Source organism: Klebsiella sp. X1-16S-Nf21 (assembly GCF_002837615.1).
Taxonomy (GTDB): domain Bacteria; phylum Pseudomonadota; class Gammaproteobacteria; order Enterobacterales; family Enterobacteriaceae; genus Klebsiella; species Klebsiella variicola.
Genome location: NZ_PJDK01000090.1, coordinates 1 through 19,238, shown reverse-complemented (window position 1 = coordinate 19,238; position 19,238 = coordinate 1). Strand labels below are relative to the sequence as shown.

19 protein-coding genes are annotated in these 19,238 nt (G+C 62.1%); 3 read left to right on the top strand and 16 right to left on the bottom strand.

What is annotated here, in order from left to right:
- Nucleotides 1–221: 221 nt before the first annotated feature.
- The 10 genes from CW267_RS26410 to CW267_RS26360 all read right to left on the bottom strand — a co-directional run bounded on the left by CW267_RS26410 (nucleotide 222) and on the right by CW267_RS26360 (nucleotide 8,032).
- Complete coding sequence (locus CW267_RS26410; protein WP_004178436.1) at nucleotides 222–1,181, bottom strand: YbgA family protein; 960 nt, start codon at nucleotides 1,179–1,181, stop codon at nucleotides 222–224.
- Nucleotides 1,178–1,729, bottom strand: a complete 552-nt coding sequence (locus tag CW267_RS26405; protein WP_012969055.1) for a DUF3833 domain-containing protein — start codon at nucleotides 1,727–1,729, stop codon at nucleotides 1,178–1,180. Before CW267_RS26405 ends, CW267_RS26410 begins: the two co-directional genes overlap by 4 nt.
- Entirely contained in the window at nucleotides 1,726–2,250 is a 525-nt protein-coding gene (locus CW267_RS26400) for a hypothetical protein (RefSeq protein ID WP_100781693.1), read from the bottom strand. The genes CW267_RS26405 and CW267_RS26400 overlap by 4 nt, the downstream gene beginning before the upstream one ends.
- The gene (locus CW267_RS26395; RefSeq protein WP_100781694.1) at nucleotides 2,247–2,732 is read right to left on the bottom strand and encodes a DUF2878 domain-containing protein; all 486 of its coding nucleotides are present in this window, start codon (nucleotides 2,730–2,732) and stop codon (nucleotides 2,247–2,249) included. Before CW267_RS26395 ends, CW267_RS26400 begins: the two co-directional genes overlap by 4 nt.
- Nucleotides 2,729–3,949, bottom strand: a complete 1,221-nt coding sequence (locus tag CW267_RS26390; RefSeq protein WP_004192234.1) for an SAM-dependent methyltransferase — start codon at nucleotides 3,947–3,949, stop codon at nucleotides 2,729–2,731. The genes CW267_RS26395 and CW267_RS26390 overlap by 4 nt, the downstream gene beginning before the upstream one ends.
- Entirely contained in the window at nucleotides 3,946–4,668 is a 723-nt protein-coding gene (locus tag CW267_RS26385) for a DUF1365 domain-containing protein (protein WP_012969051.1), read from the bottom strand. The genes CW267_RS26390 and CW267_RS26385 overlap by 4 nt, the downstream gene beginning before the upstream one ends.
- 1 nt (nucleotide 4,669) lies before the next feature.
- Nucleotides 4,670–5,929 carry an NAD(P)/FAD-dependent oxidoreductase gene (locus CW267_RS26380; protein WP_012969050.1) on the bottom strand — a complete coding sequence of 420 codons (1,260 nt, stop codon included), beginning with the start codon at nucleotides 5,927–5,929 and terminating at the stop codon, nucleotides 4,670–4,672.
- Nucleotides 5,926–6,645, bottom strand: a complete 720-nt coding sequence (locus tag CW267_RS26375; RefSeq protein ID WP_016160204.1) for an SDR family NAD(P)-dependent oxidoreductase — start codon at nucleotides 6,643–6,645, stop codon at nucleotides 5,926–5,928. Before CW267_RS26375 ends, CW267_RS26380 begins: the two co-directional genes overlap by 4 nt.
- Nucleotides 6,642–7,076: a nuclear transport factor 2 family protein gene (locus CW267_RS26370; RefSeq protein WP_021462626.1), complete on the bottom strand. Its 435-nt coding sequence runs from the start codon at nucleotides 7,074–7,076 to the stop codon at nucleotides 6,642–6,644. The genes CW267_RS26375 and CW267_RS26370 overlap by 4 nt, the downstream gene beginning before the upstream one ends.
- 227 nt (nucleotides 7,077–7,303) lie before the next feature.
- Nucleotides 7,304–8,032 (bottom strand): MerR family transcriptional regulator, encoded by a 729-nt coding sequence (locus CW267_RS26360; RefSeq protein WP_008807075.1) that lies wholly within the window; start codon nucleotides 8,030–8,032, stop codon nucleotides 7,304–7,306.
- A gap of 116 nt (nucleotides 8,033–8,148) precedes the next feature.
- Here CW267_RS26360 and CW267_RS26355 point away from each other — a divergent pair, with 116 nt between their 5' ends.
- Entirely contained in the window at nucleotides 8,149–8,682 is a 534-nt protein-coding gene (locus tag CW267_RS26355) for a lipocalin family protein (protein WP_008807074.1), read from the top strand.
- A gap of 9 nt (nucleotides 8,683–8,691) precedes the next feature.
- On the opposite strand, the gene CW267_RS26350 is transcribed toward CW267_RS26355, so the two are convergent.
- The 5 genes from CW267_RS26350 to CW267_RS26330 all read right to left on the bottom strand — a co-directional run bounded on the left by CW267_RS26350 (nucleotide 8,692) and on the right by CW267_RS26330 (nucleotide 15,327).
- The gene (locus tag CW267_RS26350) at nucleotides 8,692–9,039 is read right to left on the bottom strand and encodes a DUF1294 domain-containing protein (RefSeq protein ID WP_008807073.1); all 348 of its coding nucleotides are present in this window, start codon (nucleotides 9,037–9,039) and stop codon (nucleotides 8,692–8,694) included.
- Nucleotides 9,040–9,111: 72 nt separating this feature from the next.
- Nucleotides 9,112–12,261: a CusA/CzcA family heavy metal efflux RND transporter gene (locus CW267_RS26345; RefSeq protein WP_100781695.1), complete on the bottom strand. Its 3,150-nt coding sequence runs from the start codon at nucleotides 12,259–12,261 to the stop codon at nucleotides 9,112–9,114.
- A gap of 11 nt (nucleotides 12,262–12,272) precedes the next feature.
- The gene (locus CW267_RS26340) at nucleotides 12,273–13,535 is read right to left on the bottom strand and encodes an efflux RND transporter periplasmic adaptor subunit (protein ID WP_100781696.1); all 1,263 of its coding nucleotides are present in this window, start codon (nucleotides 13,533–13,535) and stop codon (nucleotides 12,273–12,275) included.
- Nucleotides 13,536–13,579: 44 nt separating this feature from the next.
- A complete protein-coding gene (gene cusF / locus CW267_RS26335; RefSeq protein WP_048964944.1) occupies nucleotides 13,580–13,924 on the bottom strand; it encodes a cation efflux system protein CusF in 345 nt (114 codons plus the stop codon).
- A gap of 17 nt (nucleotides 13,925–13,941) precedes the next feature.
- Nucleotides 13,942–15,327 (bottom strand): efflux transporter outer membrane subunit, encoded by a 1,386-nt coding sequence (locus CW267_RS26330; RefSeq protein ID WP_100781697.1) that lies wholly within the window; start codon nucleotides 15,325–15,327, stop codon nucleotides 13,942–13,944.
- A gap of 172 nt (nucleotides 15,328–15,499) precedes the next feature.
- Here CW267_RS26330 and cusR point away from each other — a divergent pair, with 172 nt between their 5' ends.
- Entirely contained in the window at nucleotides 15,500–16,183 is a 684-nt protein-coding gene (cusR, locus tag CW267_RS26325) for a copper response regulator transcription factor CusR (protein WP_008807068.1), read from the top strand.
- Nucleotides 16,173–17,606 (top strand): Cu(+)/Ag(+) sensor histidine kinase, encoded by a 1,434-nt coding sequence (locus CW267_RS26320; protein ID WP_032736754.1) that lies wholly within the window; start codon nucleotides 16,173–16,175, stop codon nucleotides 17,604–17,606. The genes cusR and CW267_RS26320 overlap by 11 nt, the downstream gene beginning before the upstream one ends.
- 63 nt (nucleotides 17,607–17,669) lie before the next feature.
- Here the strand turns inward: CW267_RS26320 and CW267_RS26315 are convergent, their stop codons facing one another.
- The gene (locus CW267_RS26315; protein ID WP_012542999.1) at nucleotides 17,670–18,791 is read right to left on the bottom strand and encodes a cupin domain-containing protein; all 1,122 of its coding nucleotides are present in this window, start codon (nucleotides 18,789–18,791) and stop codon (nucleotides 17,670–17,672) included.
- Nucleotides 18,792–19,238: the final 447 nt, after the last annotated feature.

The window sequence follows — 19,238 nt, the reverse complement described above, 5'->3', positions numbered from 1 at the left end:
CGTTCCCGGCTGGCGCTACGCTTAGCCGGGCTACGACTGAGGAGGCCTGCGGGATACCACCCGTAGGCCCGGCAAGCGCAGCGCCGCCGGGCGGTCAGGCGCCGTACCCGCGGTAGTGCCGGCTGGCGGCATAAATGCCTTATCCGGCCTACAAAAAACCTCCTTCCCCCCAGGCCCGCGCAAGCGTAGCGCCGCCGGGCAGCTGGTTCAGGCCAACTCCCTCAGTTCACCGTCAGGCGCAGGGCCAGATCCTGCGGGTAGGGGTCAAAATAGTTCTGCGCCTGCAGGTAGCGATCCGGATACTCGGCCAGATAGTGCTTAAGTAGCGTCAGCGGGGCGAGGATCGGCAGCAGCCCGGCGCGATAGTTGAGGATCACTTCCCGCAGCTCGCCGCGCTGGCGGCTGTTGAGCTGGTCGCGGAAATAACCCTGAATATGCATCAGCACGTTGGTGTGGTTTTTCCGCGAGGCGGGCTGCTTGAGGATCGCCATCAGCTTTTCGCGGTAAACCTCGAAGAAAGCCTCCAGATCCTCCCATTCATGCAGCGAGGCGACGAACGGGCCGATCTCCCGATAGCCCGCCTGGTGGTGAGCCAGCAGCTGCAGCTTGTAGCGGCTGTGAAAGGCCAGCAGGCCGTGACGGGTCAGGCCGCGGGCGCGCAGGGCGTTGAGTTCATGCAGGGCGAAAACGCGCTCGACAAAATTCTCCCGCAGCAGCGGATCGTGCAACCGGCCATCCTCTTCCACCGGCAGCCACGGGTAGCGCGCCATCAGGGCGCCGGTAAACAGCCCCACGCCTTCCTTACGCCCGCGATTGCCTTTTTCGTCATACAGCCGCACGCGCTCCATCCCGCAGCTCGGCGATTTGGCGCAGACGATAAAGCCCGACAGTTCGCCCAGGGTTGCCAGGTGGGCGCTGGCGAAATCAGCCATCTTCTCCGTCACATCCTCGTGCGGGGCGTGGCTGAAGCGCATGCGGATCTCCCCGACCGGGGTCTGCACCAGGCGGAGCGCCGGACGGGGAACGGGCAGGCCGATCGCCATCTCCGGGCAGACGGGTTTAAACGCCACCCACTGCGCGAGCTCATCCATCACAAAGCCCATACGCTTATGTCCGCCGTCGAATCGCACGGCTGAGCCGGTTAAACATCCGCTGATCCCAATGACAGGTTGCGTGTTCATGGCGCTGTCCTCTCTTCTGCTGTGGTTCGGGTAAAGAAAAGGGTCACGGTGGCGACCGTAATGCCGAATTTCTTCATCTCGGTTTTGTTAAACAAATGGCTGCCGTCCTGCAGGAACATCCAGTCGTCAAAGTGCAGCAGCCACCGGCTGCCGCTGGCTTCGACGTTCATGCTGTAGCGCCAGTGAAAGGCATTGCCTGCCGCCTGGCCGCTGGCCACGCCTTCTATATCCCCGGCGGTACCCTGATAACGGTTATCGCCGGTGCGGCGAATGCGCCACACCCGCTGCTGCTTCTCGCCGTCGTCATAGACAAAGCGCTCATGGAGGGTCAGGGTGTCGCCGACGACGTCGCCATCGATCTCTACATGGAAGCGGCGCAGCTGCTTGCCGTTGCGATCCTGCACCATCCCCCACGCCTCGGTTCGCCCCTGAAAATAGTGAAAGATGTCGAGGGCGGGCTGTTGCTGCCGGTACTCCGTGACCTCGGTGCTGCAGCCAGCGAGGATCAGCATCAGCAGCGCCAGGCCAAGGGTCAGAATGCGTTTCATGGTGTACCTCCGATCAACTGCTGACGCAGTTCGGGATAAGTGGTGCGCGGATCGAGCCAGATGGCGAGAAAGCGGGTGCTGAACGCCGCCGACTGGCGCGGGCCGAGCGGGGTAAAGGCGGTCTGCGCGGCGCTGGCGCGGTACCAGAACTGCCCCTCGCCGCCGCTGACCACGAACGCCAGCTGGCTGCCCGGCGCAACATCCGGCCAGACCCCCTGCAGCATGCGTAGCCAGGCTTCGCTGCGCGGCTCCTGCTGCAGAATGCCCTGCGCCTGCCACTGGTCGCGGGTGGCGTCCACCAGCGCCTCGCGATCGATGTCGCGCCGGTAGGTGATGATCAGCGCCCGATCCTGCTGCGGGCCGTCATACCGGCCATTGGGCGTGCGCAGCTGCGAGTGATAGACGGTGAATGGCCCCCAGGTGAGGGTCGCCTCGCCGACGCGACGCCACGTCAGCCAGTCGGCGGCGTGGGCCGCCGGAGCGAGGGTGGTCAGCCACAGCAGTAACAGCACGAATCTCATTTTCGCCTCCCCATCCCCAGATGGAATAACAGCATGAGCACCAGCCAGCCGCAGGCCATGGCGGCCACGGCAAGCGCCATCGGCACCAGCAGGGTCATGGCTCCGAGGCGAGCGCCGATCAGGTAGGCCACCGGGCCGCCGACGGTCGCCACCGTGGCCAGCACCCAGCCGGGAAGCGTCGTGGCGCGGGTCAGTCGGGTCCAGACGACGGCGAACATCAGCCACAGGGCCACCATCCACAGGGGCAGCAGGCTGTCGCCGCGAAAATCGATCAGTCCCGCCAGCGCCCAGCAGGCGTCCAGGCCGCAGCCCGCCGCGGCCAACAGCAGGGCGGGCGGACGGCTGGCCGCCGGCAACCGCAGCCAGGCGAAAATGGCCAGCGTCAGCCAGATCAGCAGGCCGCGCTCGCGCAACATCACCACCAGCGTCCAGTAAACATCGAACGCGAGGGCCATCAGCAGGTGCTGCGCCGGGCGTGTCATACCCGCTCCGCGGTGAGCTGCACCACGCTGATGGTGCGGGCGTTAAATCCGGCTTCGCAGTAGCCGAAGTAGTAGAGCCACATCCGGCGGAAGCGCTCATCAAAGCCGAGCTTTTCAATATCCTGCCAGGCGTGGGTAAAGCGCTGCCGCCAGTGCGCCAGGGTGCGGGCGTAGTCCGGGCCCATGTCGAACAGGTTGCGCACCACAAAATCGGTATGGCGGGTCATCAGCTCGCTCATTGCGGTGATGCTGGGCAAAAAGCCGCCGGGGAAGATGTAGCGCTGGATAAAATCGACGCTTTTGCTGTAGTCGCGATAGCGCTGATCCTGGATGGTGATCGCCTGCAGGGCCATTCTGCCGCCCGGGCGCAGGCGCGCCTGGCAGGTGCGGAAGAAGGCCGGGAGGTAGCGCTGGCCCACCGCCTCAATCATCTCCACCGACACCAGTTTGTCGTACTCGCCGCGCAGATCGCGGTAGTCGCAGAGCAGCACCTCGACGCGATCCTGCAGCCCGGCGCGGGCCATGCGCTCGGTAGCCCAGCGGTGCTGCTCCCGGGAAAGGGTGGTGGTGGTGACCCGGCAGCCGTAATGGCGGGCGGCGTACTCGGCCAGCGCCCCCCAACCGGTGCCAATCTCCAGCAGATGATCGCCGGGAGTGAGCGCCAGCTGGTCGCACAGGCGCGCCATCTTGGCCCGCTGGGCCTGGGTCAGATCCTGCTGGTCATCGGTAAACAACGCGCTGGAGTAGAGCAGGTCGTCATCCAGAAAGTGGGCATAAAATTCGTTGCCGAGGTCGTAATGGGCGGCGATGTTCTCCCGCGCTTGGGCGCGGGTGTTGCGGCGGGTCCAGTGGCGCAGGCGGGCGACGGGCTTGCCCAGCAGACGAAAGCCGCGCTCCAGACGCCCCAGCACCTCGCCGTTGCGCGCGAGGATCTGCAGCAGCGCCGTCAGCTGGTGGCTCTCCCAGTCGCCGTCCATCCAGGCCTCGGCCGCCGCCAGGCTGCCGCCGGTCAGCAGACGCCAGTACACCTCCGGCGTGCAGACCCGTGCCTCGGCGCGCAGCGCGGCGGCGGGGTCGCCAAAATGAAACGTCTGCGCCCCTTCGCGCACGGTGAGCGAGCCTTCGCGGAGGCCGCTCAACAGACGAAAGAGCAGCCAGCGCGCGAGCCGCACGTTGCGCGGCACATCGGGTTCAAGCGCAAAGACGGGATCGGTCATGAGCGTTCACTCCTGCTGACAGGATGGTTGTACAGCGGCACGCGCTTCAGCCACAGCCGCAGCGCCTGCCAGTAGATGGCGAGGACGGTTTTCAGGGTCATCAGCGGCAGACGCAGCAGCAGCCCGCGCAGGTTGGCGCGGGTCAATGGCACGCGGCTCAGGGCCAGCGTGGCGTCGAACACCTTACTGGCCTGATGGTTTTCAATATGCATGTGCAGTGTTTTGCCGGGCGCGTTGAAGCGCCAGTGATAGACCATGTCCATCGGGTTAAACGGCGAAACGTGAAAGGCTTTCTCCAGCGGGCGCGCCTGCTGGCCGTCCACCGCGTAGTAATGACGCTCATTCCACGGCGTGTTGCGCACTTCGGCCAGCACCCAGCGCAGGATGTTGGCCTCGTCATAGCAGTAGTAAAAGTTGACCGGATTAAAATGGAAGCCGAAGTAGCGCAGCTGGGTCAGGAGCATCACGCGTCCCGCCGGGCGGCAGCCGGTCAGGCTCTCCAGACGGTTCAGCACCTGGGTCTTCAGCGGCGCGCCCAGCGGATAATCGGCGTCGTACCAGGCGGCGGCGGCCAGGCGGTTGCGGCGGATACCCGCCTCAGGCAGCCTGTCCAGTTCGTCGAGGTCGAGCCAGGCCATAAACAGGCGGTAGACGAAGTGGTGCGCCTTCGGCTGCAGGCGACGGTGGCGCAGGACGCCCTGATAGAGGCAGCTGTTCATCTCAGTTGCCCTCCGCCGCGGCGATGCCCTGCACCACGTCGAGCGCGCTGCGCACCCCGTCCTCATGAAAGCCGTTGTACCAGTAGGCCCCGCAGTACCAGCTCCGCTGCTGGCCGTTAATCTCTTCGCGCCGCAGCTGGGCCGACCAGCTTTGCGGGTTAAACAGCGGATGCTCATAGACGAAGCGCTGCCAGACGTAGCGATCGTCCACCGGCGCGTCCGGGTTCAGGGTGACGCAGAACAGCGGCGCGTCCGCGGGCAGCCCCTGGAGAATATTCATGTTGTAGGTGACGCAGGCCCGGGCCCGATCCCCGTCGCTCAGGCGATAGTTCCAGCTGGCCCAGGCGCGCTGGCGCTCCGGCAGCCAGCGCGGATCGCTGTGCAGCACCACCTCGTTGCGCTGCCAGCCGATGTCCCCGAGGACTTCGCGTTCGGAATCGGTGGGCGCCGCCAGCATCGCCAGGGCCTGCGCGGAGTGGCAGGCGAAGATCACCTGGTCAAAATGCGCCTCCCCGGACGCCAGCCGCAGGGTGACCCCCGTCGGGTGACGGTCCACCTGCTGTATCGGCGCGTTGAGCCGCAGATCCAGACGATCGCCGAGCCTGGCGAGCAGGGCGCGAACGTACTCCCGGGAACCGCCGGGCACCACGTACCACTGCGGGCGATCGCGAATATCCAGCAGGCCGTGGTGTTCAAAGAAGCGTAAAAACAGCGGCAGCGGGAAGCGACGCATCTCCTGCAGCGACGACGACCAGATGGCCGCCCCCATCGGCAGAATATAGTGGCGGGCGAAGAAGGGGCTGAAGCGGTGGCGGGCGAGGAAGCTCTCCAGCGTCGCCCCCGGATCCAGCGCCTCGGTCAGCGCCAGTTTCGCCAGCCGGTTAAAGCGGACGATCTCGCTCAGCAGCCCCCAGAAGGCCGGCTTCAGCAGATTGCGCCGCTGGGCGAAAAGCGAGGTCAGGCTGTGACCGTTGTACTCCAGGCCGCTGGTCGGGTTGTGAACCGAGAAGCTCATCTGCGTTTTTTGCCCGTCGATCCCCAGCTCGCTGAGCAGGCCCATAAAGCGCGGATAGGTGCGATCGTTGTAGACGATAAATCCGGTATCGATGGCCCAGGTGCCCTGCGGCGTGGCGACATCCACGGTGGCGGTGTGGCCGCCCGGCGTGGCGCCCGCTTCGAACAGCGTCACCTGATGGTGTCCGGCCAGCCGCCAGGCGCAGGTCAGCCCGGCGATGCCGCTACCGATGATGGCGATGTTCATGAGCGCACCATCCTGCGCAACAGCAGGCGCTGGATACCCGATGGCAGGCTGGCCAGCAGCCGCAGGGCCAGGCTGAAACCGGTGGGGAAGGCAATGTGGTTTTGGCCTTTCGCCAGGCCATGGCGGATCGCCGTCACCGCCCGATCCACGCTCACCCGGCCGGGCATGGCGAAGTCGTTTTTGCGCGTCAGCGGGGTGTCGACGAAGCCCGGAGAGACCACCGTGACGGCCACCCCTTTCGGCTCCCAGTCCAGACGCAGGCTGTTGGCAAACCAGGTCAGCGCCGCCTTGGAGGCGCCATAGGCTTCCGCGCGCGGGAAGGGTAGCCAGTGCGCCATCGAGCTGACCAGCACCACCCGATCGCCTGCCTCCAGCTGCGTCTGCAGCGCCGCCAGGCAGTTCACCGGCCCGAGGAAGTTGGTGGCCATCACTCGCTCCACGAGGGCGGCATCCACCTGCCCGTGGTCGAGGTATTCGCAGGTCCCGGCGCAGAGAATGATCAGGTCGGCAAAACAGCCTGTCAGCGCCTGGCGACAGGCGTCCCTGTCTGTCATATCGAACAGGCGCACACTGATGTTGGGGCTGAACTGCTGGAGCGTTGCCAGGCGCGAAGCATCGCGCCCGCAGGCGATAACCAGATGGCCATCCGCCGCGAAGGATTTCGCCAGGCCGGCACCGATCCCGGAGCTGGCGCCGGTGATGAGCACCGTCATCATGAGCGCACCCTCCGCTTCACGCCGCGTACCGCCCAGCCCAGCAGGGGAAGATGCTCGTAGATCATCTCCCCGGCGTCGTAGTAGTCGCGCTGATGGAGAACCTGCTCCCCGGCGATGTCCACCACCGAGCACCCCGGCAGGACCAGGGTTTCTCCACCGGCAATGCGCGGATGCGACCAGTGCATGGTCCAGGTCACGGCGAACCGTTGGCCGTCGCAGAGCGGCGTGTCGATGGTGAACCGGCACTGCTCCACGTTGGCCAGCAGATGGGTAAAGTAGCGCTGGATGGCGAACAGCCCCTGATGCTGACCAAAAGGATCGCTCAGCGTCGCATCCGGATGGTACAGCGCGGCCAGCGCCGCGGGCGGCTGCGCATCCAGCCCGGCGTAGTACTCAACGAAACGACGAATCACAGACGGCGAGGTGCTCATGGATCACATCCTGGCTAGATACGGTAGCGTAATGGCATACTTAAAACTTACACAAATAAAATTATTTGTCCAAGTTTGTAGAAAAATATATTTTATTTGTGTTAAAAATCATGTTGTTATGATTGGTGTTTTAAGGGGGGATCGTGAGTGGTGCGAAGGGCAAGCGTGCGCCCGCCGCGCCACCGGGCGCTGGCGGAACAGAGAGTGGGGTAAGTTAAAACAGGGGGTTAGAGCGGAATCACCTCGAGGGAGACGACCTGCTGCTGCCAGAGTTCGACCTGCCTCTGGCGGGCGGCGGAAAGTTTGCCGCTGGTAACCAGCAGCCAGTTGCGCTGGGGGAAAATCTCCGGCGCCAGGGCGGCGGGAGGCACCGGCAGAACGTCGATGCGATGGCCCTGGCCGGTACGTTTGAGCGCCTCAAGCCAGATTTCGCAGGCGTCGGTCAGGTGCCAGCCGGTGATCAGAAAGTTATCCCCGGGCGCCTTCTTATCGCCTTCAAGGCAAAATGAGGTATAGGCGATGATGATGCCGTCGAGGATTTCGCGCAGCGTCATGATGGCTGGCACGTTGGCGGAGACCTGGCTGCGCAGCGGACGCAGCACTTCGGTTACCAGCTCCTGGCGCGGATATTCGCGCCCGGCGTCGTAGATCAGCTGGCGCAAGGACTCGATTTTTCCCTCTTTCAGCCTCTGCAGCATGGTCTCCTGCAACGTGAGCCAGTTGTTGGTGCGCCGTGCGCCGGGGCGCGACAACAGGGGCTTCACCTGGCTGACTGGTACCCCTTTTTTCACCCAGTCGAGGATCTTCAGCGCCTGCTGGACGTCGTCATCGCTGTACTGACGGTGACCACCATCGGTGCGCAGCGGCTTGAGCAGGCCATAGCGGCGCTGCCAGGCGCGAAGCGTGGTCGCATTTATCCCGCATAGTCGGGCAAATTCGCCGATGGAGTAAGGCATGGAGGCCACCTGTTAACAAAGAATATTCTCAATATACTACGAATCACGTCGGCTGGCGTGAAGTGTGATGGCTTTGCACTACACTTTCCCCTACCGCGTAAATGAAAGGAGTTCTCATGAAGCTATGGCCTGTTGTCACTGGCGTTGCTATCGCGTTAACCCTGGTGGCCTGCAAATCGCCCACGCCGCCGAAGGGCGTTCAGCCGATTAGCGGGTTTGACGCCAGCCGGTATCTTGGAAAATGGTATGAGGTCGCCCGTCTGGAGAATCGCTTCGAGCGAGGCCTGGAGCAGGTGACCGCCACCTACGGCGCCCGCAGCGACGGGGGGATCAGCGTCGTCAATCGCGGTTATGACCCGGTCAAAAAACGCTGGAGTGAGAGCGACGGAAAAGCCTATTTCACCGGCGCCCCCACCACCGCGGCGCTGAAGGTGTCGTTCTTCGGGCCATTCTACGGCGGCTATAACGTGATCCGTCTGGACGACGACTACCAGTACGCGCTGGTCAGCGGCCCCAACCGCGACTATCTGTGGATCCTGTCGCGCACCCCCACCATTCCGGCGGCGGTGAAGCAGGATTACCTGAATACCGCGCGCGAGCTGGGCTTTGACGTCGATCGCCTGGTGTGGATCCGCCAGACGCCGCGCTAGCCTCGCCCCTTAGCGGCTGAGCAGGTGGGTATAAACCACGTACAGCCCGGCCAGCGCCGCCACGTTCAGCGCCACGCTGACGAAAAACCACCGCCGGAAGGGCTGTTTTTGCGTTTTATGGCGAAAGCACTGCTGGCCGAGGATGGCCCCCGGCCAGCCTCCCGCCAGGCCCAGCACCAGCAGCGTGGTTTCCGGCACCCGTCGCCAGGCTTTGCGCGCCGCCAGCTTGTCGGCGCCATAGATAAGCCATGTCAGAAGGCTGCTCAGTAAAAACCACATCGCCAGCGGGTAGGGCAGCAGGGCGCTGCCCACGGCGGTGAGCAGCAGCAGGGAATAACACACCAGGTTCAGATTCATAGGGACGTTCACGCCGGCCAGAAGAATGGCGCCACTATAGCCAATTTCCCGTACCGGCGTAAACGCGGCGGGTTATTCGCTACGCTTGCCCCGATGCCGGGACAGCCACATCAGCTTATATGCCGCCGGAATGATAAATAGCGACAGCAGCGGGGCGGTGATCATCCCGCCAATCATCGGCGCGGCGATGCGACTCATCACTTCCGACCCGGCGCCGGTGCCCCATAAAATCGGCAACAGGCCGGCGATAATCACCGCCACGGTCATCGCCTTCGGCCGCACGCGCAGCACCGCCCCCTGGTACAGCGCCTCGTCGAGCTTATCGACGCTGAAAGTCTGCGGGTTCTCCAGCGACGGTTCAGCCTCGATGGCGTGGCGCAGGTACATCAGCATCACCACGCCAAACTCCGCCGCCACCCCGGCCAGGGCGATAAAGCCGGTCCCGGTGGCTACCGATAAATGGAACCCCATCCAGTAGAGAAACCAGATCCCGCCGACGAGGGCGAACGGCACGCTGGTGATAATCAGCAGCGCCTCGCCGACGCGGCGGAACGCCAGATACAGCAGCACGAAGATAATCATCAGCGTCATCGGCACCATCAGCTTCAGCTTCTGATTGGCGCGCTCCAGCAGCTCAAACTGCCCGGAGTAGGACACACTGATGCCCGGCTTCAGCTTCACCTCCTTGCCGATGGCCTGCTGCAGATCGTGGACTACCGACACCATGTCGCGGTCGCGGGCGTCGATGTAGATCCAACTGGTCGGGCGGGCGTTCTCGGTCTTCAGCATCGATGGTCCGGTGACCACCTTCACCTCAGCCACGTCGCCGAGGACGATCTGCTGCTTCAGCGGCGTGAGGATCGGCAGCTGGCGCAGGGTCTCCGGGCTGTCGCGATAACTCTGCGGGTAGCGGATGTTGATCGGATAGCGCTCGACGCCCTCTACCGTTTCGCCAACCATCGCGCCGCCGATGGCGGACGAGACGAACAGCTGCACGTCGCCGACGGTCATGCCGTAGCGGGCCGCCTTCTCACGCTGAATATCAATGTTGAGGTAGCGCCCGCCGACCAGCCGCTCGGCTAGCGCTGAAGTGACTCCCGGCACGGTGCGCGCCACCCCTTCAATTTGCTCGGCGATGGCGTCGATATCCGCCAGGTTAGTGCCGGAAACCTTAATGCCAATCGGGCTCTTGATGCCGGTGGAGAGCATGTCGATGCGGTTGCGGATCGGCGGCACCCACAGGTTCGCCAGCCCCGGCAGGCGCACGGTTTTATCCAGCTCCTCGACGATCTTTTCCATGGTCATCCCCGGCCGCCACTGATCCTGCGGCTTAAGCTGAATGGTGGTCTCTACCATCTCCAGCGGTGCCGAGTCAGTGGCGGTTTCGGCTTTGCCGGTTTTGCCGAACACCCGCGCCACTTCCGGCACCGTCATGATCAGCTTATCGGTTTTCTGCAGCATATCCGCCGCCTGCGCAGCGGAGATCCCCGGCAGCGTGGACGGCATATACAGCAGATCGCCCTCGTTGATCTGCGGCAGAAACTCGCCGCCGACCCGGTTAAGCGGCCAGGCAACCGTCAGGATCGACAGGAGCGCGATCAGCAGGGTAGTCTTCGGCCAGTGCAGCACCTTCAGCAGCAGCGGGTGATAAATGCGGATCAAAAAGCGGTTCAACGGGTTGCTGCTCTCCGCCGGGATCCTGCCGCGGATCCAGAAGCCCATCAGGATCGGGATCACCACGATCGCCAGCAGCGCCGCCCCGGCCATCGACCAGGTTTTGGTGAAGGCCAGCGGGCCGAACAGTTTGCCCTCCTGGCCTTCGAGGGTGAAAATCGGGATAAACGACAGAGTAATGATCAGCAGGCTGATAAACAGCGCCGGGCCGACCTCCACCGAGGCCTCGGTAATGATTTTCCAGCGTGTGTCGTTGCTGAGCTTCTCTCCCGGGTGCTGATGTTCCCACTCCTCCAGCCGCTTATGGGCGTTCTCGATCATCACGATGGCGGCATCGACCATCGCCCCCACCGCAATGGCGATCCCGCCCAGCGACATGATGTTGGCGTTGAGCCCCTGGAAATGCATCATGATAAAGGCGAAGCACAGGCCGAGCGGCAGCGAAATAATCGCCACCAGCGCCGAGCGTACGTGCCACAGGAACAGGGCACAGACCAGCGCGACGACGATAAACTCTTCCAGCAGCTTATGGCTGAGGTTGTCGATGGCGCGGTCGATAAGCTGGCTGCGGTCGTAGGTGGTGACCACTTCAACCCCTTCCGGCAGGCTGCTTTGCAGCGACGCCAGCTTCGCTTTGACCGCGGAGATCACTTCGCGGGCGTTCTTGCCGGAGCGCAGGATCACCACGCCGCCGGCCACTTCGCCTTCGCCGTTAAGCTCGGCGATACCGCGGCGCATCTCCGGGCCAATCTGCACCCGCGCGACGTCGCCGAGATAGACCGGCACGCCGTTGTCACCGGTTTTCAGCACGATATTTTTGAAGTCGTCGAGCGTCTGCAGGTAGCCGCTGGCGCGCACCATATATTCGGCTTCCGCCAGTTCGACGGAAGAGCCGCCCGCCTCCTGGTTAGAGGCGTCCAGCGCCGATTTCACCTCGCCGAGGCTGATGCCGTACTGGGTCAGCTTCATCGGGTCGACGACAATCTGGTACTCCTTGACCACGCCGCCCACTGACGCCACTTCCGAGACGTTAGGGATGGTTTTCAGCTCATATTTTAAGAACCAGTCCTGCAGGGAGCGCAGTTCGGCGAGGTCGTGCTTGCCGCTGCGGTCGACCAGCGCGTACTCGAAGACCCAGCCGACGCCGGTGGCGTCCGGGCCCATTTCGGCGCTGACCCCGGCGGGAAGTTTGCCCTGCACCTGGTTGAGATACTCCAGCACCCGCGAGCGCGCCCAGTAAGGATCGGTGCCGTCTTCAAAAATCACGTATACGTAGGAGTCGCCAAACTGCGAGAAGCCGCGAACCGTTTTGGCGCCGGGCACCGACAGCATGGTGGTGGTCAGCGGCCAGGTGACCTGGTTTTCGACGATCTGCGGCGCCTGCCCCGGATAGCTGGTTTTGACGATCACCTGTACGTCGGAGAGGTCCGGCAGAGCGTCCACCGGGGTATGGACGATGGTCCAGGTCCCCCAGATGCTGAGAAACAGCGCCGCCATCATCACCAGGAAACGGTTGGCCACCGAGCGGCGGATAATCCATTCAATCATTGTTCCGTTCCTCAGTGCGCGTGGGCGGCAGGAGCCGTGACATCAGGAGCCTGCGCGCGCATGCGCTCCAGCGCGCCGGAGATATTGGCTTCCGAGTCGATCAGGAACAGGCCGCTGGCGACGACTTTCTCACCCTCCTGCAGCCCGCTGCGAATGGCCGTGACGCCAGCGGATTCATGGAATACCTGCACGCGTTTCGGCACGAAGCGGCCCTCATTATCCACGGTAATCACTCGCTGCTCGTCGCCGCTGTCGATCAGCGCTTTGGAGGGGATCAGCAGCATCGGTTCGCTTTCACTGGTCAGTTGCAGATAGGCGTTCATCCCCGGCTTCAGCGCTTCATCCGGGTTGTTGACCTGCAGGCGCAGCTGCAGGGTGCGGGTGGCGCTATCGACGCTGGGGAGAAGGGTCCATTTGCTGATGCTGAAGGTTTTGCCCGGCCAGGCGGGAACCTGAATGGCGAACTGCGAGGCGTCTTTAATCAACCAGGCGATGGATTCCGGCACCGCCACGCTGACCCACACCGGATCCATACCCTGAATTTTCGCCACCACATTATCTTTGGCGATATTCATTCCGGCGCGCAGATCGAAAGCGGTAATAACGCCATCGATGGGGGCTTTGAGGGTAAAGCGGGTCTGGATTTTACGCGTGGCTTTCAGGCGGCGGATATCGTCATCCGGCATTCCGGCGAGGCGCAGGCGTTCGAGGATCCCCTCGACCTGGGTGGCGGTGCCGCCAGTCTCCTGCAATAACAGATATTCGCTCTGCGCTTCCACCCAGTCGGGGATGGTCAGCTCGAGTAACGGTGTGCCTTGTTTCACTTTGTCGCCGACGGTCAGCGGATAGACTTTATTGATAAAGCCCGCCGCCCGCGCCTGCATAATCACGTACTGGTACTCGTTATAGCTGATATTGGCCGGGAAGGTCTGGGCGTAGCGCAACGGCCCGCGGGTGACCGCGGCGGTTTTTACGCCGAGATTCTGGGTCTGCGTCGGGTCGATACGCACCCCCGGCGCACCGGCGGCGGTACTCTCCTCATCGGCGTATTTCGGCACCAGATCCATATCCATAAACGGCGATTTACCCGGTTTATCGAAGCGGGTGTTCGGGTACATCGGATCGTACCAGAACAGCACTTTACGCTGCTGCTCGGCCGCCGGAGCGGCAGAGTGGGTCGGTGCCCATCGGGCGTACAGCGCCGCGGTAAGCGCGCCGCCAATCACCATGCTGCCGAGGATCAGCGCCGTATTTTTCAGTGTCAGGGATGCCATGTGTCGTCCATTTAGTCGTTGAGGGGCTTACCGTCGCCGGGCCATTAGTGGGCGCGAATATCCTGCAGCAGCGACAGGTTGCCCTGCTGAACGAAGGTGAAGTCCACGCTGTCGCCATCCTTCACATTGTTGAGCTGCGTCTGCGGGGTGATGGTGAAGCGCATGGTCATCGGCGGCCAGTTCACCGCCGGGATGGCCTCGTGGGCGATGGTGATTTTTTTGCTATCCATATCAATAGCTTTAATGACGCCTTTACCGCTGATGCTTTGCGCCTGCGCGGCGGTGGGCTCCTCGTGCATCGCCATGCCGGCGTGCGGGTCGGCGGCCTGGACGGCGAACACCGCGCCAGAAATCAGAGTGAACAGGGCGACTTTAGAGAGTGAATTCATGATCGGGACTCCTTGGGTTATTCCATCCAGCCGCCGCCGAGGGCGGTGAACAGGGTGATTTCATTTGCCTGACGGGAATAGTTGAGTTCCAGCAGGGTTTGTCGGGTGGTAAAAATGTCGCGCTGGGCGCTCAGGACTTCGATGTAGCTGACCGCGCCGTGACGATAGAGCGCAGTAGCGCGCTGCAGGGTGATATTTAGTGAAGCGAGATAGCGCTCCTGGGCGGCAATTTGATCGGCCAGGCTCTGGCGCAGGGCCAGCGCGTCGGCCACCTCTTTAAAGGCGGACTGGATTTTTTGCTCATAGTTGACCACCTGCTGCTGCTGGCGGATCTCCGCCAGGTCGAGGTTGGCCTGGTTGCGCCCGGCGTTGAAAATCGGCAGCTCGATTTTGGGGATGAAGTTCCACATCGCGCTGCCGGCGTTAAACAGGCTGGAGAGTTCGCTGCTGCTGCCGGAGAGCGAGCTGGTCAGGGTGATCGACGGGAAGAAGGCCGCCCGCGCGGCGCCGATGTTGGCGTTGGCCGCCCGCAGGCTGTGTTCCGCTTCCAGAATATCGGGCCGCTGCAGCAGGATCGCTGAGGAGAGCGATGGCGGCAGAGTGACGCCTTGCAGATCGATGGCGCTGCTGGCGCTATCATCCGGCAGATGCTGGTAGCTGCCGAGCAGCAGCTGCAGGGCGTTATTGGCCTGCGCCAGCTGGCCCTGACGTTTGGCGATATCGGCACGGGTGCTCTCGATCATCCCGCGCGCCTGCTCCAGCGCCAGCACGGTGGTGCTTCCGGTCAGCAGCTGTTTTTCAACGAAGGCGTAAGACTGCTGATAGTTCTGTAAGGTGTCGTTGGCCACCTGCAACTGCGCTGCCGCCAGCCGCTGGTTGAAGTAGCTTTGTGAAACGTTAGCAATCAACAGGATATGTACCGCACGCCGCGCCTCTTCGCTGGCGAAGAAGTTCTGCCGGTCGGCATCGCTGAGGTTTTTCAACCGGCCAAAGAAGTCGAGGTCATAGCTGAGATTCAGGCCGGCGGCATAATCGCTGCTGGTGGTGGTGTCGCCTTTAAGCTTGCCGCCATAGGTGGTGCTGCCGTCACCGTTCAATTGCGGGTAGCGGTCGGCGTCGGTAACCCGATATTGCGCGCGAGCCTCCTGCACTTTCAGCGTCGCCATCCGTAAATCGCGGTTGTTGGCCAGCGCGGTACTAATCAGGCTCTTCACCTGCGGGTCGACGAAAAAGGTGCGCCAGCCGGTCTCCTGATAGCCCGCTGTCGCGGTAACCAGCTTGTTCTGGCTGAGTGAGAACTGCTGCGGCACCGGCGCGGCGGGGCGCTGATAGTCCGGAGCGAGCGACAGACAGCCGGTTAAGGCGAATATCACGCTGAGGGTAAGTAGCTGTATTGAACGCATGGCGGCAGACGGTTTCGACGATTTATCCATGGCGGCTACTTTACGTAGCGGGCTCTGTTCAACGCGTGACAGGAAAATGACAAAGCTGTCATTTTCCTGATATTTCATTGCTATCCGGAGGCGCTCCTCTAAAATTGAATATCCGCACGAAGCGCGCGTGAAGGAGCCTGCCGTGAAGATTTTGATTGTCGAAGATGAGAAGAAAACCGGGGAGTACCTGACCAAAGGGCTCACCGAGGCCGGCTTCGTCGTCGACCTGGCCGATAACGGCCTTAACGGCTATCACCTGGCAATGACCAGCGATTACGATCTGCTGATCCTCGACATCATGCTGCCGGATGTGAACGGCTGGGATATCGTCCGCATGCTGCGCGCCGCCAATAAAGGTATGCCGATCCTGCTGCTTACCGCGTTGGGCACCATTGAGCATCGGGTGAAGGGGCTGGAGCTGGGCGCCGACGACTATCTGGTGAAGCCGTTCGCCTTTGCGGAACTGCTGGCGCGGGTGCGGACGCTGCTGCGCCGCGGAGCGGCGGTTATTGTCGAAAGCCAGTTTCAGGCGGCGGATCTCAGCGTTGATTTGGTCAGCCGCAAGGTGACGCGCGGCGCCACCCGCATCACCCTGACCAGTAAGGAATTCACTCTGCTGGAGTTCTTCCTGCGCCATCAGGGCGAGGTGCTGCCGCGTTCGTTAATAGCCTCGCAGGTCTGGGATATGAATTTCGACAGCGACACTAACGCCATCGACGTGGCGGTGAAGCGGCTGCGCGCCAAAATCGATAACGACTTCGAGCCGAAGCTTATCCAGACCGTGCGCGGCGTCGGCTATATGCTTGAGGTGCCGGATGGCCGCTAAGCGCCCCTTTTCCCTGGCCACCCGGCTGACCTTCTTTATCAGCCTCGCCACCATCATCGCTTTCTTTGCCTTCACCTGGATCATGATCCATTCGGTGAAGGCCCACTTTGAAGAGCGCGACGTGCACGATCTCAGGCAGCTCAGCACCACCCTGGAGACGGTCCTCGACCACGCTGACTACCCGCAGGCGCGGCGGTTGGAGATCGTGAGGAATATCATTGCGGGTTACGCCAACGTCTTTATCTGTCTGGACGACGGCCAGGGCAATATTCTGTTTCAGTCGCCCGACGGGCCGGATCTCAGCCATATGCTGAGTACGCCGGGGCTGGCGATGCAGCTGCGCGACGGGAATGTGATTTCATGGACTGACCCGCAGCCGCGGAAGATGGTTCATGATAATCATCCAATGGAGACCCGCGCCTGGCGGCTGATCATGCTGCCGCTGGGCAAGCAGGCGGACGGCAAACCGGCGTACCACCTGCTGATGGCCTTATCCATCGATTTTCACCTGCACTATATTAATGAGCTGAAAGCGAAGCTGATTTCCGCGGCGACGATAATCAGTTTGCTGATCATCGCCATCGTGCTGTTTGTGGTCTATCAGGGGCATAAGCCCATCCGCCAGATCAGTCGCCAGATCCAGAATATTACCTCGCGGGATCTCGACGTGCGCCTTGACCCGCAGGCCGTGCCTATCGAGCTGGAACGGCTGGCGCTGTCGTTTAACCATATGCTGGAGCGCATAGAGGATGTCTTTACCCGCCAGTCCAACTTCTCCGCCGATATCGCCCATGAAATCCGCACGCCGATTACTAACCTGGTGACGCAAACTGAAATCGCCTTAAGCCAGAGCCGCAGCCAGCAGGAGCTGGAAGAGGTGTTGTATTCCAATCTCGAAGAGTTCTCGCGGATGTCGCGGATGGTCAGCGATATGCTGTTCCTCGCCCAGGCGGATAATAACCAGCTGATCCCTGAGCAACAGGCGCTGGATCTGGCCGAGGAAGTGCATAAGGTGTTTGAGTTCTTTGAAGCGTGGGCGGAAGAGAAGGCGGTGGCGCTGCGCTTTGTCGGCAGCCACTGCCGGGTGATGGGCGATCCGCTGATGCTGCGGCGGGCGATCAGCAACCTGCTGTCGAACGCGATCCGCTACACGCCGGCCGGCCAGGCGGTGACCATCCAGTTGAGCGAAAGCGCCGAGACGATCCGTCTGGTGGTGGAGAATCCCGGTACGCCGATTGCCGCCGAGCATCTGCCGCGGCTGTTTGACCGTTTCTATCGCGTCGACCCCTCGCGTCAGCGCAAAGGCGAGGGCAGCGGTATCGGCCTGGCGATTGTGAAATCCATCGTCAGCGCCCACCACGGCAGCGTAGCGGTGCAGTCCGATCTGCGCTCTACGCGTTTTATTATCGTGCTGCCGAAATAGACGCAATAACGGCTGAAAGTCAGCGGGCAGCGCCAGGCGGCCGCCCGCAGTATTGCCGCTCTCTTACTCTTCGAAGTACCAGTAGCCCTGATTAATCAGCCGCGTCAGTTCGCTCACGAACGCCGGATTCTGCAGGCCGCTGCCGAGCTCCTCCTGACCTAATGAGGTATAGCGGCACAGCGCATCCAGCGCTTCGGCATCGGTGGTGTCCAGCTGTTCGCTATGCACGAAGAAGCTGTCGCCGATATGCAGAACGCGCAGGCCGCTCAGACGAGAAAGCTTTTCGCCGCCCAGCAGCGCATCGACCACTTCCTCTTCTTCATACGGTGGTTCCGCCGGCGCAATATCCAGCTCGTGACGCGGGGTGGTCACGAAACTGCCGAACCACTGCTTGAAGTCTTCCGGCTGGCGAATCATGTCGATCATCATGGTGCGCAGACGTTCGAGTTCATACTCCTCAACCCGGCCCGGATGCTCGCGGCAGGTGAGGTCCGGATCGCTGTAGTGCTCGCCGCCAAGATCGTTCTCCAGCACATAGTCGGCGAAGCTGCTGATCAGGTCGCGACCGTTTGGCCCGCGGAAGCCGACGGAGTAGTTCAGTGCGGTTTCGTGGGTCACGCCATCGTGCGGGAATCCTGGTGGAATATAGAGGATATCGCCCGGCTGCAGATCTTCATCAATGATCGGCGGGAACGGATCGACGTGCAGCAGTGCCGGATGCGGGCAGAACTGACGCATCGGCAGCTTATCGCCCACGCGCCAGCGGCGGCTGCCCATGCCCTGAATAATAAAGACGTCATACTGATCGATATGCGGGCCGACGCCGCCGCCGGGGACGGAGAAGGAGATCATCAGGTCGTCCAGACGCCAGTCCGGCAGTACGCGGAACGGGCGCACCAGCTCGGCGGCGGGCATATGCCAGTGGTTTACCGCCTGGGCCAGCAGCGACCAGCCGGTTTCGCCCAGCCCGTCAAAATGTTCAAAAGGACCATTGCTGGCCTGCCATTTGCCGTTGGTCAGGCTGACCAGTCGGCTGTCGACTTCCGGCTCCATGGCTAATCCGGCCAGCTCGTCCGGGGTAATCGGGTCGACGAAGTCCGGAAACGCGTTTTTTAATACCACCGGCTGTTTTTGCCAGTACTTCTCTAAAAACTCGGGCCAGTTAATGTTGAGTTGATAAGCCATCGATTATTACCAGTAAGAAGAAACGGGCCTGATTATAGAAACGGGGGCCAGGTGGGCGCTTTGTCGTGGGTCAAGAGTGGTGCTTAATTCACCATCGGCGCGATAATGGCGTTGGGTAAGAGAGAAAAATCACATTTTTGCCAAAAAACGATCTTAGCGTAAACGGCGCTGCAGGCCGCATGAACACTGGGATGGCGCCTTGAATGGTAAGAAGATGAATAAGCGAAAAGTTCAAATAATGAGCGGTCGATAAGATTTTTCTATTTTAACGCTTGCTACTTCCGGCGAACTCCCTATAATGCGCTCCCACTGACACGGCAGATGTGAATCACTTCACACAAACAGCCAGTTCGGTTGAAGAGAAAAATCCTGAAATTCAGGGTTGACTCTGAAAGAGGAAAGCGTAATATACGCCACCTCGCGACAGAGCGCTAAAGCGCGTCGCAA